The 13,266-nt window shown below is 61.5% G+C and carries 15 protein-coding genes; 7 read left to right on the plus strand and 8 right to left on the minus strand.

Going from position 1 to position 13,266, the window contains the following annotated elements:
• Nucleotides 1-3: 3 nt before the first annotated feature.
• From ACN9MZ_RS05945 to ACN9MZ_RS05965, 5 genes are all read right to left on the minus strand, one after another.
• Nucleotides 4-705 carry a hypothetical protein gene (locus tag ACN9MZ_RS05945; protein WP_426341312.1) on the minus strand — a complete coding sequence of 234 codons (702 nt, stop codon included), beginning with the start codon at nucleotides 703-705 and terminating at the stop codon, nucleotides 4-6.
• A gap of 71 nt (nucleotides 706-776) precedes the next feature.
• Complete coding sequence (locus ACN9MZ_RS05950; RefSeq protein ID WP_426341313.1) at nucleotides 777-1,178, minus strand: hypothetical protein; 402 nt, start codon at nucleotides 1,176-1,178, stop codon at nucleotides 777-779.
• A gap of 2 nt (nucleotides 1,179-1,180) precedes the next feature.
• Nucleotides 1,181-1,414 (minus strand): hypothetical protein, encoded by a 234-nt coding sequence (locus ACN9MZ_RS05955; RefSeq protein WP_426341314.1) that lies wholly within the window; start codon nucleotides 1,412-1,414, stop codon nucleotides 1,181-1,183.
• Nucleotides 1,415-1,435: 21 nt separating this feature from the next.
• Complete coding sequence (locus ACN9MZ_RS05960; protein ID WP_426341315.1) at nucleotides 1,436-2,134, minus strand: FG-GAP repeat protein; 699 nt, start codon at nucleotides 2,132-2,134, stop codon at nucleotides 1,436-1,438.
• Nucleotides 2,134-2,904 carry an exodeoxyribonuclease III gene (locus tag ACN9MZ_RS05965; protein WP_426341316.1) on the minus strand — a complete coding sequence of 257 codons (771 nt, stop codon included), beginning with the start codon at nucleotides 2,902-2,904 and terminating at the stop codon, nucleotides 2,134-2,136. The genes ACN9MZ_RS05960 and ACN9MZ_RS05965 overlap by 1 nt, the downstream gene beginning before the upstream one ends.
• Nucleotides 2,905-2,952: 48 nt before the next feature.
• On the opposite strand from ACN9MZ_RS05965, the gene pyrE reads away from it, so the two are divergent.
• From pyrE to ACN9MZ_RS05980, 3 genes are all read left to right on the plus strand, one after another.
• A complete protein-coding gene (gene pyrE, locus ACN9MZ_RS05970) occupies nucleotides 2,953-3,609 on the plus strand; it encodes an orotate phosphoribosyltransferase (protein ID WP_426341317.1) in 657 nt (218 codons plus the stop codon).
• A gap of 73 nt (nucleotides 3,610-3,682) precedes the next feature.
• The gene (locus tag ACN9MZ_RS05975; RefSeq protein ID WP_426341318.1) at nucleotides 3,683-4,057 is read left to right on the plus strand and encodes a hypothetical protein; all 375 of its coding nucleotides are present in this window, start codon (nucleotides 3,683-3,685) and stop codon (nucleotides 4,055-4,057) included.
• Nucleotides 4,058-4,061: 4 nt separating this feature from the next.
• Nucleotides 4,062-4,964, plus strand: a complete 903-nt coding sequence (locus ACN9MZ_RS05980) for an alpha/beta fold hydrolase (protein WP_426341319.1) — start codon at nucleotides 4,062-4,064, stop codon at nucleotides 4,962-4,964.
• A gap of 92 nt (nucleotides 4,965-5,056) precedes the next feature.
• Here ACN9MZ_RS05980 and gatB read toward each other — a convergent pair whose 3' ends face one another.
• The 3 genes from gatB to gatC form a co-directional block, all read right to left on the minus strand.
• A complete protein-coding gene (gatB, locus tag ACN9MZ_RS05985; protein WP_426341320.1) occupies nucleotides 5,057-6,517 on the minus strand; it encodes an Asp-tRNA(Asn)/Glu-tRNA(Gln) amidotransferase subunit GatB in 1,461 nt (486 codons plus the stop codon).
• Nucleotides 6,518-6,606: 89 nt separating this feature from the next.
• Nucleotides 6,607-8,082: an Asp-tRNA(Asn)/Glu-tRNA(Gln) amidotransferase subunit GatA gene (gene gatA / locus ACN9MZ_RS05990; RefSeq protein ID WP_426341321.1), complete on the minus strand. Its 1,476-nt coding sequence runs from the start codon at nucleotides 8,080-8,082 to the stop codon at nucleotides 6,607-6,609.
• A 3-nt stretch (nucleotides 8,083-8,085) separates the two neighbouring features.
• Nucleotides 8,086-8,391 (minus strand): Asp-tRNA(Asn)/Glu-tRNA(Gln) amidotransferase subunit GatC, encoded by a 306-nt coding sequence (gene gatC / locus ACN9MZ_RS05995; RefSeq protein WP_426341322.1) that lies wholly within the window; start codon nucleotides 8,389-8,391, stop codon nucleotides 8,086-8,088.
• Between the two features lie 238 nt (nucleotides 8,392-8,629).
• Here gatC and ACN9MZ_RS06000 point away from each other — a divergent pair, with 238 nt between their 5' ends.
• From ACN9MZ_RS06000 to mrdA, 4 genes are read left to right on the plus strand one after another with little or no spacing between them, the layout of a single operon-like run.
• The gene (locus tag ACN9MZ_RS06000) at nucleotides 8,630-9,673 is read left to right on the plus strand and encodes a rod shape-determining protein (RefSeq protein WP_028102363.1); all 1,044 of its coding nucleotides are present in this window, start codon (nucleotides 8,630-8,632) and stop codon (nucleotides 9,671-9,673) included.
• Nucleotides 9,674-9,719: 46 nt separating this feature from the next.
• On the plus strand, nucleotides 9,720-10,664 hold the full coding sequence (mreC, locus tag ACN9MZ_RS06005) for a rod shape-determining protein MreC (protein ID WP_426341323.1): 945 nt from the start codon (nucleotides 9,720-9,722) through the stop codon (nucleotides 10,662-10,664).
• Nucleotides 10,661-11,173 carry a rod shape-determining protein MreD gene (mreD, locus tag ACN9MZ_RS06010; RefSeq protein ID WP_426341324.1) on the plus strand — a complete coding sequence of 171 codons (513 nt, stop codon included), beginning with the start codon at nucleotides 10,661-10,663 and terminating at the stop codon, nucleotides 11,171-11,173. The genes mreC and mreD overlap by 4 nt, the downstream gene beginning before the upstream one ends.
• Before the next feature lie 2 nt (nucleotides 11,174-11,175).
• Nucleotides 11,176-13,263: a penicillin-binding protein 2 gene (gene mrdA, locus ACN9MZ_RS06015; protein WP_426341325.1), complete on the plus strand. Its 2,088-nt coding sequence runs from the start codon at nucleotides 11,176-11,178 to the stop codon at nucleotides 13,261-13,263.
• Nucleotides 13,264-13,266 lie beyond the last annotated feature (3 nt).

A 13,266-nucleotide genomic window follows, 5' to 3' on the forward strand; every position in this document is an offset into this window, starting at 1 on the left:
TCCTTAGCCGAACATGTAGCGAACCAGCAGGCCGATAGGGAACCACATGCCGAACTGGATTGCGAGGGCGATGAACAAGGCCTGGTTCGATGGGCGCAGGCCGCCTGCGGCGCCTTCCGAAATCGTGCGCGTCATCGCAGCATGGGCGACTTCGCGCAGCGTCATGCCGGTGGTGGCCACTTCGGTAATGGTTTCGGCCAGGGGGATGCGCGAAGTCAGGCTGGCGAGCAGCCATGGCAGCGGTTTTGGCAGGCCGGATTGCAGGTTCAGGAAGCTGCGCCAGCCACTCAGGAATTTTTCAGAGAGTGGGCGGCCCGGTTCGTAATTTACGCTGCGCAGGAAGCTCTCCAGGATTCCCGCGCCCAAGCGGGCGATCAGGCCCGACTGGCTTTCCACGACGCGCGCCAGGATGCCCTGCAAGCCAAGCTTATACGCCATCATGCCGGTCATGCCGACCGCGATCATGAAGGGCGCTGCGACGAAGGCAGCGTAGATCATTGCCGAGCCATGGCTGCTACCGAGTTCGCTGCGGAACAACAGCGTGACGCCCAGTGCGTTGACGATCACTGCAGCAAGCACGGCCAGCACGGTGCGCAGGATGCCGGCACCGGCGCCACGGGTGACATCGCCCGCCAGCTGTTTGGCGAGGGCGATCTTGTCGAAACTGCTGTCTTCTTCGTTTGACGGTGTGAGGACTTGGTGCATGGCCAGCGCAATAGTTGTTTAAGGTTTGGCATTTTAAACAACTAAGGCAGGAATAGGCGCTTTTATTGGATTCAGTGCGCCGGTGCGGATTTTGGGCTGTAGCTCGAGCCGGGAGGAGCCCAGAACAGCGGGCCTTTCGGCGAGATTTGCAGGTTGTCGCTCAATCCCTGCTTTTTCAGCTCGCGGCGCAAGCCTTCCACGCCTTCGTCGCTCTCGATGATGAAGGCTTCGTCGATCACGTCGCCGTAGTGGCGGTTGGTCGTTTCGATGGCCAATTCGACCAGGTCGCCGTCGGCTTCAATGCTCCACAGGTGCACGTCTTCGTCTTCGGCGAAAGTCTTGAAGCGCCAGGTGCCTTTGTCCGTCTGCACGAACTGGATCGTGTCGAATTGCTCGTCGGTGGCTTCGGTTTCCTCGTCGTTGATAAAGCTGCTCTTGATGGTCAGCAGGAAAAGTACCAATACAGATTTCATTTTTAATTCCGGGCGATTTTTATCCCCGTATTATAGGCTTCCACGCTCGGCACCGGCTCGCGCGCACCCATGACGCTCAGCCACGGGCAGGTGCCAATCTCGCGCAGCGAGGCTGGAATCGACAACAGCTCGGCACCCGGCTGCGTCGCGAAATCGGCCAGCAGGATGTAGCCGAAGGCCTCGGCCGCACAGCCGGCGCTGCCAACCATCAGCAGGATGCCGAACAGCTTGAGCAAGATGGCGGACTTGCTCGTTGCTTAGCAGCCGCAGGCGGCTTCGCGGCCGGAGATGTGGGCAGCCTTGCGCAGCAAAATGCCTTCGGCGCTGCTGCTGGAGAGGTAAAGCCTTTCGTCATAGCCGCAATTGTCGTCCGGGATCGCCAGCAGCAAATCGGCCTTGCCGTCGCCATCGAGGTCGCCGGCCCAGTAGACCACGGGCGTAGTGTCGCCCTCGTAGTGACTCAAGGCGTCGACGGCGAACAGGAACTGCCTGGTGGTGCCGTCGGAGAGGTGGTAGCGCTTGCGCCCTTCCGCGGTTTTGACCCAGGACAGCGTCAATGGCTGCGAACCGCCGGGTAAGGCCCATTTCCCTAGCTTGCGCAGTTTCTCGTACTGCGGGCTGCCGAAATACTGTTCGTCGGTCATCGCGTGCCAGGTGGCGACCTTGCCGGGCTTGAGCGGCAGGTTGGCGAATACCGCGCGCGGCTTGCCGTCAACAGCGACGCTATCCAGGTTTTCATCTTCGTCCAGGACGTTCTTGGCGCTGCCTGTGCTGACATCAACGCTGACGGGGCGCAGTTCGCATTCCAGCTTCTGGCAGAACAGTCCTAGCCAGGCCGCATTGCGCGGAATGGAATTCGGCACGAACGACCGGGTGCTGTCGATGATGACAGCCGTATCGGCCGCGCCGGCAGTGCCGGCGCATGTGAGCAGCAAAGCGGCCAGCGCGCGTCGCATCAGGCGTGGTATTCGATGATCAGAGGTGCGTGGTCGGAGAACTTTTCGTCCTTGTAGACCGACACGGTATGCGCTTTGGATGCGATGCCTGGGGTGGCGACGTGGTAGTCGATGCGCCAGCCCACGTTCTTTGCGTAGGCCTGGCCACGGTTGGACCACCAGGTGTATTGCTCGGGGCGCTGGTCGAGGCCGCGGTGCACATCGACGTAGCCGACTTCGTCGAACAGCTTGGTCATCCAGGCGCGTTCCTCGGGCAGGAAGCCGGAGTTCTTCAGGTTGCCCTTCCAGTTTTTCAGGTCAATCTCTTTGTGGGCGATGTTCCAATCGCCGCAGATTACGAATTCGCGGCCTTCTGCGCGCAACTGCTGCAGGTGCGGCAGGAACAGTTCCATGAAGCGGAATTTGGCCAGCTGGCGTTCTTCCGACGAGGAGCCGGAAGGGCAGTACACCGAAATCACGGTCAGGTTGCCGAAATCAGCGCGCACATAGCGGCCTTCGGCATCGAACTCGGGACTGCCGAAGCCGATCAGCACCCGGTCAGGTGCCACCTTGCTGTAGATGCCGGTGCCGGAATAGCCTTTCTTTTCCGCGTAATGGAAGTGGCCGTGGTAGCCGTGCGGGTTGAGGAATTCTTCGGTCATGTCCGGCGCCTGCGCCTTCAGTTCCTGCACGCAGATGATGTCGGCGTCGATGGTCCCCATCCAGTTGAAAAAGCCCTTCTTGGCGGCGGAGCGGATACCGTTCAGGTTTGCGGAAATGATTTTTGGCATAGGTGTTCCGGTTAAAATATCGGCACTTTGAACAGAGATGGGTGCACTATGAGCAATTTGAGGCAAGAGTTTATCGCGTTTTCCGTACAGGCGGGAGTGCTGAAATTCGGCGAGTTTACGACCAAAGCAGGGCGGCAATCGCCCTATTTCTTCAACGCGGGCCTGTTCCATGACGGTGCGACCTTGGCCAGGCTGGCCGACTTCTATGCCCAGACCTTGCTCGACTCCGGCGTGGAATTCGACATGCTGTTCGGCCCGGCCTACAAGGGCATCACCCTGGCCTCCGCGACCTCGATGGCGCTGGCCGGCAAGGGCCGCAACACCTCCTTCGCCTACAACCGCAAGGAAGCCAAGGACCACGGCGAAGGCGGTACGCTGGTGGGCGCCAAGCTGACTGGCAAGGTTGTCATCATTGACGATGTGATCTCGGCCGGCACTTCGGTGCGCGAATCCGTGGAAATGATCCGCAACACCGGCGCCGAGCCTTGCGCCGTGCTGATCGCGCTCGATCGCATGGAACGCGGCGGCAAGGATGGCCAGATGTCCGAACTGTCGGCGGTGCAGGAAGTGAGCAAAAATTACGGCATCCCGGTGATCTCGATCGGTAACCTGTCCGACCTGTTTACCTACCTGTCGGCCGACCCGTCGCTTGCACAGTACAAGGACGCTGTCGCCGCTTACCGCAGCAAATACGGCGTGGAATAAGCCGCGCTGGCGCTGGCCGGGCGTTGTGCTAGACTGTGATTGCTTCCTTACAACATTAAAATCGAGGAAAGTAATGAACATCGCAACGCTCAAGGTGTACGGCGACGAAGGCGCAGTCGCAGATGTGCGGGATGGGCTCCCCAGCGAGCCCGAAAGCGACTGGAAGAAGGGCGACACCAGCCCGACCGGCCGCACCCGCCTTGACCACGGCTTTTATGCCACGCTGGGCACAGATCCCGACCCGGATGCCTTGATGCGCAAGGTGCGCGCCTACCTGCATGAGTGCCAGGCGCGCGGCATTACTTTTGACGTGGCGCCGATCCAGGCTGAATTGCGCGTTGCGTTCGCCCCCGCCGCGCCCAACCAGGGCGCTTCCACCCTCGATTTCACGCTGGCCGACCTCTCGCTGATGCTGGAGATGGGCATCGCGCTGAGCATTTCCTCGTGACCGCATGAACCGATTCTCCGAAGACCGTTTCGCCACATTCAAGGGGCGCAATGGCGCCGAACGCAAGATCCATATCTGGGAACCCGAAAAGCCTGCGGCTGGCGTTCTGTTGGCGATCCACGGCGGACTTGCGCATGCGGGCGACTATGTGACGCCGGCGCTGTATTTCAAGCAGCACCGTTTTGCTACCGTGGCGTTCGACCTGTGCGGGCATGAAAATGCGCGCCGGGTGGATATTCCGGACTTCGGGGTGTTCATCGAAGAAGTGGACCTGTTCCTGCACTGGGTCAAGCAGCATTATCCGGGTGTGCCGGTGTTTATCATGGGGCATTCGATGGGGGCGCTGATTGCGACGCGTTTCGGGCTGGAGAGACTTGAGCGCGATCCCCTGGTGAAGGGTTTTGTGCTGTCGTCGCCGTACTACGTGAATGCGATCAAGGTGCCGGCGGTGCTGGAGAAATTGTCCGGCGTGCTGGCGGCATTGGCGCCGACCATGAAGGTGCCGATGGCGTCGCTGACCGACGTGCTGACGCACGATGCATCGATCACGGCGCGCCATCATCGCGACGAGGCGGACGATGTGCGGGCGCGCGAGTGCACGGTGCGCTTTGGCGTGGCGCTGCAAGGCGCGCAGAAGGGACTGGCGGAGAAGATGCCGACCTGGCGCTGGCCTTTATATGCGGTCGTTGCCGGGGATGACAAACTGGCTGACCCGAAGGCGACGCTGGACCTGCTGGCGATGATTGATCCGAAGCTGCTGGAGTGCCATGTGCAGCATGAGAACTATCACGAGAATTTCAATGAGGTGAATCGGGAGGAGATCTTTGCCGATATCTTGCGGTGGATGTGCGGGCGTCTTTCAAACCCGGTAAACCAGGGTCAGGCACAAGTGCCTGACCCCGTATGACCTTGCTGCCGCGAGCTTGGGTCTAGGTCTTTGACTTTCGTCGAAGATCAAAATCGCACGACCGAACCCCCTGGCTGTGCCGCAGACTGGGTCTAGGAAGCCAGCTTCTTCTTCAGCAGCTCGGTCAACTGGGCCGGATTGGCCTTGCCTTTCGAAGCCTTCATCGCCTGGCCGATCAGCGCGTTGATGGCTGCTTCCTTGCCGGCGCGGTACTGCTCAACGGACTTCTCGTTGTTGGCGATTACTTCGTTGACGATGGCTTCCAGCGCGCCGGTGTCGGAAATCTGCTTCAGGCCTTTTTGCTCGATGATCACATCGACCAGGTTCGGGTCTTCCGACTTGGCTTCCCACATTGCGCCGAACACTTCCTTCGCGATCTTGTTGGAGATCGTGCCGTCGGCAATGCGCTTCAACATGCCGGCCAGCTGCGCAGGCAGAACAGGCGCTTCGGTGATTTCCACGCCTTCACGATTCAGGGTCGAGGAGACATCGCCCATCAGCCAGTTCGCTGCTGCTTTCGCATTCTCTTTGCCCGCAGCGGCAACCACGGCTTCGAAGTAGGTCGCCATGCCCTTGGATGCGGTCAGCACCAGGGAATCGTATTCCGGCAGCTTGTACTCTTCGACGAAGCGCCCGCGCATCACGGCTGGCAGTTCCGGCATGGAGGCTTTCACGCGCTCGATCCAGTCGGCGCCGATGGTCAGCGGCGGCAGGTCCGGGTCGGGGAAGTAGCGGTAATCCTGCGCGTCTTCCTTGGTGCGCATTTCGCGGGTGACCTTCTTGTCCGGATCGTACAGGCGGGTCGCCTGCACAACCTTGCCGCCATCTTCGATCAACTCGATCTGGCGCGCGACTTCCACGTGCACGGCTTCTTCAATGAAGCGGAAAGAGTTCAGGTTCTTGATCTCGCAGCGGGTGCCGAATTCCTTCTGGCCTTTCGGGCGCACGGACACGTTGATGTCGCAGCGGAAGGAGCCTTCCTGCATATTGCCGTCGCAGATGCCCAGCCACATGACAAGGCCGTGCAGGGCCTTGCAGTAAGCCACGGCTTCAGCTGCGGAGCGGATCTCCGGTTCGGAAACGATCTCCAGCAGCGGGGTGCCTGCGCGGTTCAAGTCAATACCCGACATGCCGTGGTAATCCTCGTGCAGCGACTTGCCTGCGTCTTCTTCCAGGTGGGCGCGAGTCAGGTTCACGGTGCGCGTGACGAACTGGCCATCCTTCTCGAAGCCGAAGGTCAACTGGCCGCCCTGGACGACCGGATCTTCGAACTGCGAGATTTGGTAGCCCTTTGGCAGGTCAGGGTAGAAGTAGTTCTTGCGGGCGAAGATCGACTGCGGGGCCACTTTCGCGCCCACAGCGAGGCCGAAGCGGATTGCGCGGTCGACCGCTTGCTTGTTCATCACTGGCAGCACGCCTGGCAGCGCCAGGTCAACCGGGCTGGCCTGGGTGTTAGGTTCGGCGCCGAATTTGGTCGGCGAGCCGCTGAAAATTTTGGAGTCGGTAGTGAGCTGAACGTGGTTCTCAATACCGATGACGACTTCCCATTCCATATTCTTTTCTCTCTAGTCAGAGGTGTCAGGTCTGACGAACGAACATTTTGCTGCGCAAAATGTCCATTTGACAGAGCTGACCCCTCGAATCAAATTGCGGTAGGGGCACGCTTGTGCCAGTCAGTCGCTTGCTGGAACTGGTGGGCCACATTCAGCAGCTTCGCTTCTGCGAAGTAGTTGCCGATGATTTGCAGGCCGACCGGGCGATTGGCGTTTTTCTCGCCTTCGCCGAACCCGCAGGGGATGGACATGCCAGGCAAGCCGGCCAGGCTGGTGGACAGGGTGAAGATGTCGGCCAGGTAGTTTGCTACCGGGTCGTCTGCCTTCGAGCCCAGGTCCCAGGCCACGGTCGGTGCCACCGGGCCCATGATCACGTCGCACTGGCTGCCCAGCACGTTGGCGAAGTCCTGCGTGATCTTGCGGCGGATCTTCTGCGCTTTCAGGTAGTAGGCGTCGTAGTAGCCGTGGCACAGGATGTACGTGCCAACCATGATACGGCGCTGCACTTCCGGGCCGAAGCCTTGGGCCCGGCTCTTCTTGTACATGTCCTGCAGGTCCTTGTAGCCTTCGGCGCGGTGGCCGTAGCGCACGCCGTCAAAGCGCGACAGGTTGGACGACGCTTCCGCCGGGGCGATCATGTAGTAAGCAGGGATCGACAGCGCAGTGTTCGGCAGCGAAATGTCGACCAGGGTGGCGCCCAGTTCCACGAACTTGGCCAGCGCGGCGCGCACGGCCTTTTCGACGTCGGCAGCCAGGCCTTCGCCGAAGTATTCTTTCGGCACGCCGATGCGCAGGCCGGCCAGCGGCTTGTCCAGGTCGCGGGTGAAGTCTTCAGCGGCATTGCCCTGTTCAGCGGTCAGGCTGGTCGAATCGCGTTCGTCGAAGCCGGTCATGGCCGACAGCAGCAGTGCGCAGTCTTCCGCGGTTTGCGCCATCGGGCCTGCCTGGTCCAGCGAAGAGGCGAAGGCGATCATGCCGAAGCGCGAGGCGCGGCCGTAGGTTGGCTTGATGCCGGTGATGCCGCAGAACGCGGCCGGCTGGCGGATCGAGCCGCCGGTGTCGGTGCCGGTGACGCCAGGGGCCAGGCGCGCCGCGACGGCAGCAGCGGAGCCGCCGGACGAGCCGCCGGGAACGGCGGATTTGTCCCACGGGTTTTTCACCGCGCCGAAGGCCGAGTTCTCATTCGAGGAACCCATCGCAAATTCGTCGCAATTCAGCTTGCCCAGGGTGACCATGCCGGCGTCCTGGAATTTCTGCACGACGGTGGCGTCGAACGGGCTGACGTAGTTGGCCAGCATCTTCGAGCCGGCGGTCGAGCGCCAGCCTTTGGTGACGAAAATGTCCTTGTGCGCGATCGGCACGCCGGTCAGCGGGGTGGCGGTGCCGTTGGCGATGCGCTTGTCGGCTTCTTCCGCCTGGGCCAGCGTCAGGGCGCGGTCCACGTGCAGGAAGGCGTTCAGGTCGCTTTTTTCAATTCGCTCCAGGAAGTGGTTTGCCAGTTGGACGGCGCTGACTTCCTTTTTTTGCAGCAAGTCGGAGAGCTCTTTGATTGTCTTGTTATGCATGCTTTACTCGCTTTCGATGACCTTAGGCACCAGGTACAGGCCATCTTCGGTCTTTGGCGCCACTTGCTGGTATTCCTCGCGGCGATTCGGCTCGGTTGCCACGTCTTCGCGCAGGCGCAGGGCAACCTGCATGGCATTGGCCAGCGGGTGGGACAGCGGGGCGACGCCCTCGGTGTCCACGGCCTGCATCTGCTCGGCCAGCGCGAAAATGCCATTCAGCTTGTCCAGCATGTTGGCCGAATGCTCAGCGTCCATCTCCAACTGGGCCAGTTTGGCGATGCGTTCAACGTCGTTCAGTGTCAGGGACATGGAATTGTCAAAATGTAATTTATTGGATTGATTGCCTATCACCAGTTAAATCGCGGCGAACGCCGCATAAATCAACGGTTGCGTGCTCGCACAATAGAGTGGATTTAGGGCAAATAACCTGTAGATTATAAGGTACAATCGCGGGTTAATGCGCTGCTGGTGCTGAACACCCGCCTGGCCGCATCCGACCGGATACCTCATATAACGAATTTTGCGCACAGCGCCCTACAGGACACTCATGTTTGGTTTTTTACGTCGCTATATCTCGTCTGACCTGGCCATCGACCTGGGTACGGCAAACACCCTGATTTACGTCCGCGGCTCGGGCATCGTGCTGGACGAGCCTTCCGTGGTGGCGATCCGCCAGGAAGGTGGTCCAAACGGCAAGAAAACGATCCAGGCCGTTGGTAAAGAGGCAAAACAGATGCTGGGTAAGGTACCTGGCAATATCGAGGCGATCCGCCCGATGAAAGACGGCGTGATCGCCGACTTCACCGTCACCGAACAGATGCTGAAGCAGTTCATCCGCATGGTGCACGATTCCAAATTCTTCCGCCCATCGCCGCGTATCATCATTTGCGTGCCTTGCGGCTCGACCCAGGTGGAACGCCGCGCGATCCGTGAATCGGCGCTGGGCGCCGGTGCATCGCAGGTGTACCTGATCGAAGAACCGATGGCAGCGGCGATCGGCGCCGGCCTGCCAGTGTCCGACGCGACCGGCTCGATGGTGGTCGACATCGGCGGCGGCACCACCGAAGTGGGCATCATCTCGCTGGGCGGCATGGTGTACAAGGGTTCCGTGCGCGTGGGCGGCGACAAGTTCGACGAAGCGATCGTCAACTACATCCGCCGCAATTACGGCATGCTGATCGGCGAGCAGACCGCGGAAGCGATCAAGAAGGCCATCGGCTCCGCCTTCCCTGGCTCCGAAGTCAAGGAAATGGAAGTCAAGGGCCGCAACCTGTCGGAAGGTATCCCGCGCTCCTTCACTATCTCGTCCAACGAGATCCTGGAAGCGCTGACCGACCCGCTGAACAACATCGTCTCCGCCGTCAAGAACGCGCTGGAACAGACCCCGCCGGAACTGGGTGCAGACATCGCCGAAAAAGGCATGATGCTGACCGGCGGCGGCGCCCTGCTGCGCGACCTGGACCGCCTGTTGATGGAAGAAACCGGCCTGCCGGTGCTGGTGGCAGAAGACCCTCTGACCTGCGTGGTGCGCGGCTCCGGCCTGGCGCTGGAGCGCATGGACCAGCTGGGGTCGATCTTCTCCTACGAGTAAGGTTGAGAAAAAGGGCAGCGGAAGCTGCCCTTCTTAATTGGAAGACATGGAATACAGTCCACCGCCACTGTTCAAGCAAGGCGCGTCCGCCCGTTTCAAGATGATGGTGTTCGCGTGCATTTCGATTGCGCTGCTGCTGGCCGATTCGCGCGTGAATGCGCTGACGGCAGTCCGGCAGGGCGTCGGCTTTGTCCTCTATCCGCTGCAGAAGATCGCGCTGCTGCCGCGCGATGCCATTAGCGGCATGGGGGATTACTTCTCCACGCTGTCGAAGCTGGAGAAGCAGGTCAGCGTCCTGCAACAGCAACAGATCGCCGCTTCGCAGGCCTTGCAGCAGGCGCAGCTCTACCAGGCTGAGAACAACCAGCTGCGCAAGCTGCTTGATGCGCAGCAGCGCGTGCCGGGCAAGTCGCAGCTGGCTGAAATCCTTTACGAAGCGCGCGATGTGTTCACGCGCAAGGTGATCCTCAACCGCGGCATCCAGCATGGCGTGTCGGCCGGCTTGCCGGTGATCGACAACCAGGGCGTGGTAGGTCAGGTGACGCGCGTGTTCCCGTTCACTTCCGAAGTGACCCTGCTGACTGACAAGGAGCAGGCGATCCCGGTGCAGATCCTGCGCAATGGCCTGCGTTCGGTGGCGGTTGGCCGCGGCCAGTCGGGCAACCTCGATTTGCGCTTCATGGCGCCGACCGCTGACGTGGTGGTCGGCGATATCCTGATTACTTCGGGCATCGATGGCGTCTATCCGGCCGGCCTGGCCGTGGCGCGCGTGGTGCAGGTGGAAAGCAATGCCAGCGGCGCTTTCGGCCGCGTGGTGTGCGCACCACTGGCAGGTACCGAGCGCAATACCGCGCTGCTGATCCTGATGTCGCTGCCGGAAATGCCGCCGCGTCCTCCGGAAGAAGAGCCAGTCGCCAAGCCGTCGAAGAAGAAAGACAAGGAAAAGGTCAAGGCGGAAGCGGCCGACGCGCCGAAGGAGGCAACCCGATGAATCGTCCACAATACATCCTGCTGCCGGTCAGCCCGCTGTTCATTTTCTTCAGCCTGCTCTGCGCGGTGCTGCTTAATATGCTGCCGTGGGGGCGCTTCTTCGCGGCGCCGGACTTCGTGGCGCTGACCCTGGTGTTCTGGGGCGTGCACCAGCCACGCAAGGTCGGCATCGGCACCGCGTTCTTTCTCGGCCTGCTGATGGACGTACACGACGCTTCGCTGCTGGGCGAGAATGCCCTGGCCTATACGCTGCTGTCCTATTTCGCCATCATGCTGCATCGCCGCATCCTGTGGTTCCGCGTGACGACGCAGATCCTGCACGTGCTGCCGCTGCTGTTGCTGGCGCAAACCGTGCAGATGGTGGTGCGCTTCATCGTGGCGGGCAAATTCCCTGGCTGGTTCTTCTTCATTGAAAGCGTGGTGGCAGCGCTGTTGTGGCCATTGGCGACCATGCTGTTGCTGGCGCCGCAGCGCCGCGCCGTGGACAAAGACCACACCCGCCCGATCTGAGCATGACCGAGTTCAAGAATACAGAGCAAGACCTGCACCGCTTCCGGGTGCGACTGTCCGTGCTGGGCGGGCTGGTGTTCTTTTGCTTTTCGCTGCTGCTGGCGCGCTTCATCTGGCTGCAGGTCATCAAGCATAACGATTACATTGCCAAGGCCGAGGATAATCGCATCGCGGTGGTGCCGATCGTGCCGAGCCGCGGCCTGATCCTCGACCGCAACGGCGTGGTGCTGGCGCGGAACTACTCCGCGATCACGCTGGAAATTACGCCGTCCAAGCTGGCCGCGCCGCTGGAGGACGTGATCGACGAGCTGGCCAAGCTGGTCGAGATCACCACCAAGGACCGGCGCCGCTTCAAGAAGCTGATGGAAGAATCGAAAAGCTTCACCAGCGTTCCGCTGCGCAGCCGCCTGAGCGACGAGGAAGTGGCGCGCTTCGCCGCCAACCGCTTCCGCTTCCCGGGCGTGGATATCCAGGCCCGCCTGTTCCGCCAGTACCCGCTGGGCGAGGTGGCCTCGCATGTGGTCGGCTATATCGGCCGCATCAACCAGGCCGAATCGAAGGCGCTGGAAGGAACCGAGTACGAAGCCAATTACAACGGCACCGAACATATCGGCAAGGAAGGCCTGGAAAAGAGCTACGAACGGCAACTGCACGGCGTGACCGGCTACGAGGAAGTGGAGCGCACCGCCGGCGGCCGCGCCATCCGCACGCTGTCGCGCACGCCGGCGACGCCGGGCTCGAACCTGATACTGTCAATCGATATCGAACTGCAGAAGATCGCGGAAGAAGCGTTCGGCGAATACCGCGGCGCGCTGGTGGCGATCGAGCCAAGCACCGGCGACGTGCTGGCGTATGTCTCGCGCCCCGGCTATGACCCCAACCTGTTTGTGGACGGTATCGATGCGCAAAGCTGGAACGAACTGAATACCTCGCTCGACAAGCCGCTGATGAATCGCCCGCTGTCCGGCACCTATGCGCCGGGCTCTACCTTCAAGCCCTTCATGGCGCTGGCGGCGCTGGAAACCGGCAAGCGCACCACCAGCCAGGCGATTGCAGACCCGGGCTTCTTCTACCTCGGCACCCACAAGTTCCGCGACGACGTGGTGGGCGGGCATGGCATGGTCGACATGCGCAAGTCCATCGTCGTGTCCTGCAATACCTACTACTACATGCTGGGCCGCGACATGGGCATCGACTTGATCCATGATTTCATGGCGCCGTTCGGCTTCGGCCAACTGACCGGAATCGACCTGGAAAACGAAAAGAAGGGCGTGCTGCCTTCGCAGGAATGGAAGCGCCAGCGCTTCAAGAAGAACCCGGCGGCAGGCAAGTGGGTGGGCGGCGATACGATTTCGGTCTCCAACGGCTCCGGCTACAACAACTACACGCCGCTACAGGTAGCGCACGCGGTGGCCAACCTGGCCAACAACGGCGTGGTGATGAAGCCTCACCTGGTCAAGATCGTCGAAGACGGCGGCACCCGCAAGCGCACCCTGACCGTGCCGAAGGAAAGCTACCGCATCCCGCTCAAGCAGGCCAATATCGACTTCATCAAGGATGCGATGGTGGGCGTAACCACCGAGCCTGGCGCGACCGGTTACCGCGCCTTCCTGAATGCCGGCTACACCGTGGGCGGCAAGACCGGTACCGCGCAGGTGGTGGCGATCAAGGCCAATGAAAAGTACAACGCCGCGCGCCTGGACGAACGCTTGCGCGACAATGCCTGGTTTACCGCCTTCGCCCCGGCCGACAAGCCGAAGATCGTGCTGGCGCTGATCGTGGAGAACGCTGGCTTCGGTGGCGCGGTGGCGGCGCCTATTGCGCGTAAAGTGCTGGACTATTGGCTGCTGGGCAAGCGCCCGACGGAAAAGGAAACGACGCCGGTGCCGAAGGAAGATGCGGTCACCGTGCCGGTGGAAGACTTGCCTGAGGCTGACGTGGATGCAGCTGCCGAGCGCCGCGCGCAGCAACAAGGGCAGGCTGGCGACCAGCCGGCTGCGGCAGCCCCTGCGGCGCCTGCACCGGCGCCGCAGGCGCCCGCGCCGGCGGACCAGAAGCCGCCGGCCGGCCCGCCGCGCAAGAGAGAATAAGGA

The sequence above is a fragment of the Pseudoduganella sp. S-14 genome, assembly GCF_049913285.1.
Lineage (GTDB): Bacteria > Pseudomonadota > Gammaproteobacteria > Burkholderiales > Burkholderiaceae_D > Rugamonas.

Coding starts and splice junctions, on each gene's coding strand:
- ACN9MZ_RS05945 (WP_426341312.1), bottom strand. CDS start 705: ATGCACCAAGTCCTCACACCGTCAAACGAAGAAGACAGCAGTTTCGAC.
- ACN9MZ_RS05950 (WP_426341313.1), bottom strand. CDS start 1,178: ATGAAATCTGTATTGGTACTTTTCCTGCTGACCATCAAGAGCAGCTTT.
- ACN9MZ_RS05960 (WP_426341315.1), bottom strand. CDS start 2,134: ATGCGACGCGCGCTGGCCGCTTTGCTGCTCACATGCGCCGGCACTGCC.
- ACN9MZ_RS05965 (WP_426341316.1), bottom strand. CDS start 2,904: ATGCCAAAAATCATTTCCGCAAACCTGAACGGTATCCGCTCCGCCGCC.
- pyrE (WP_426341317.1), top strand. CDS start 2,953: ATGAGCAATTTGAGGCAAGAGTTTATCGCGTTTTCCGTACAGGCGGGA.
- ACN9MZ_RS05975 (WP_426341318.1), top strand. CDS start 3,683: ATGAACATCGCAACGCTCAAGGTGTACGGCGACGAAGGCGCAGTCGCA.
- ACN9MZ_RS05980 (WP_426341319.1), top strand. CDS start 4,062: ATGAACCGATTCTCCGAAGACCGTTTCGCCACATTCAAGGGGCGCAAT.
- gatB (WP_426341320.1), bottom strand. CDS start 6,517: ATGGAATGGGAAGTCGTCATCGGTATTGAGAACCACGTTCAGCTCACT.
- gatA (WP_426341321.1), bottom strand. CDS start 8,082: ATGCATAACAAGACAATCAAAGAGCTCTCCGACTTGCTGCAAAAAAAG.
- gatC (WP_426341322.1), bottom strand. CDS start 8,391: ATGTCCCTGACACTGAACGACGTTGAACGCATCGCCAAACTGGCCCAG.
- ACN9MZ_RS06000 (WP_028102363.1), top strand. CDS start 8,630: ATGTTTGGTTTTTTACGTCGCTATATCTCGTCTGACCTGGCCATCGAC.
- mreC (WP_426341323.1), top strand. CDS start 9,720: ATGGAATACAGTCCACCGCCACTGTTCAAGCAAGGCGCGTCCGCCCGT.
- mreD (WP_426341324.1), top strand. CDS start 10,661: ATGAATCGTCCACAATACATCCTGCTGCCGGTCAGCCCGCTGTTCATT.
- mrdA (WP_426341325.1), top strand. CDS start 11,176: ATGACCGAGTTCAAGAATACAGAGCAAGACCTGCACCGCTTCCGGGTG.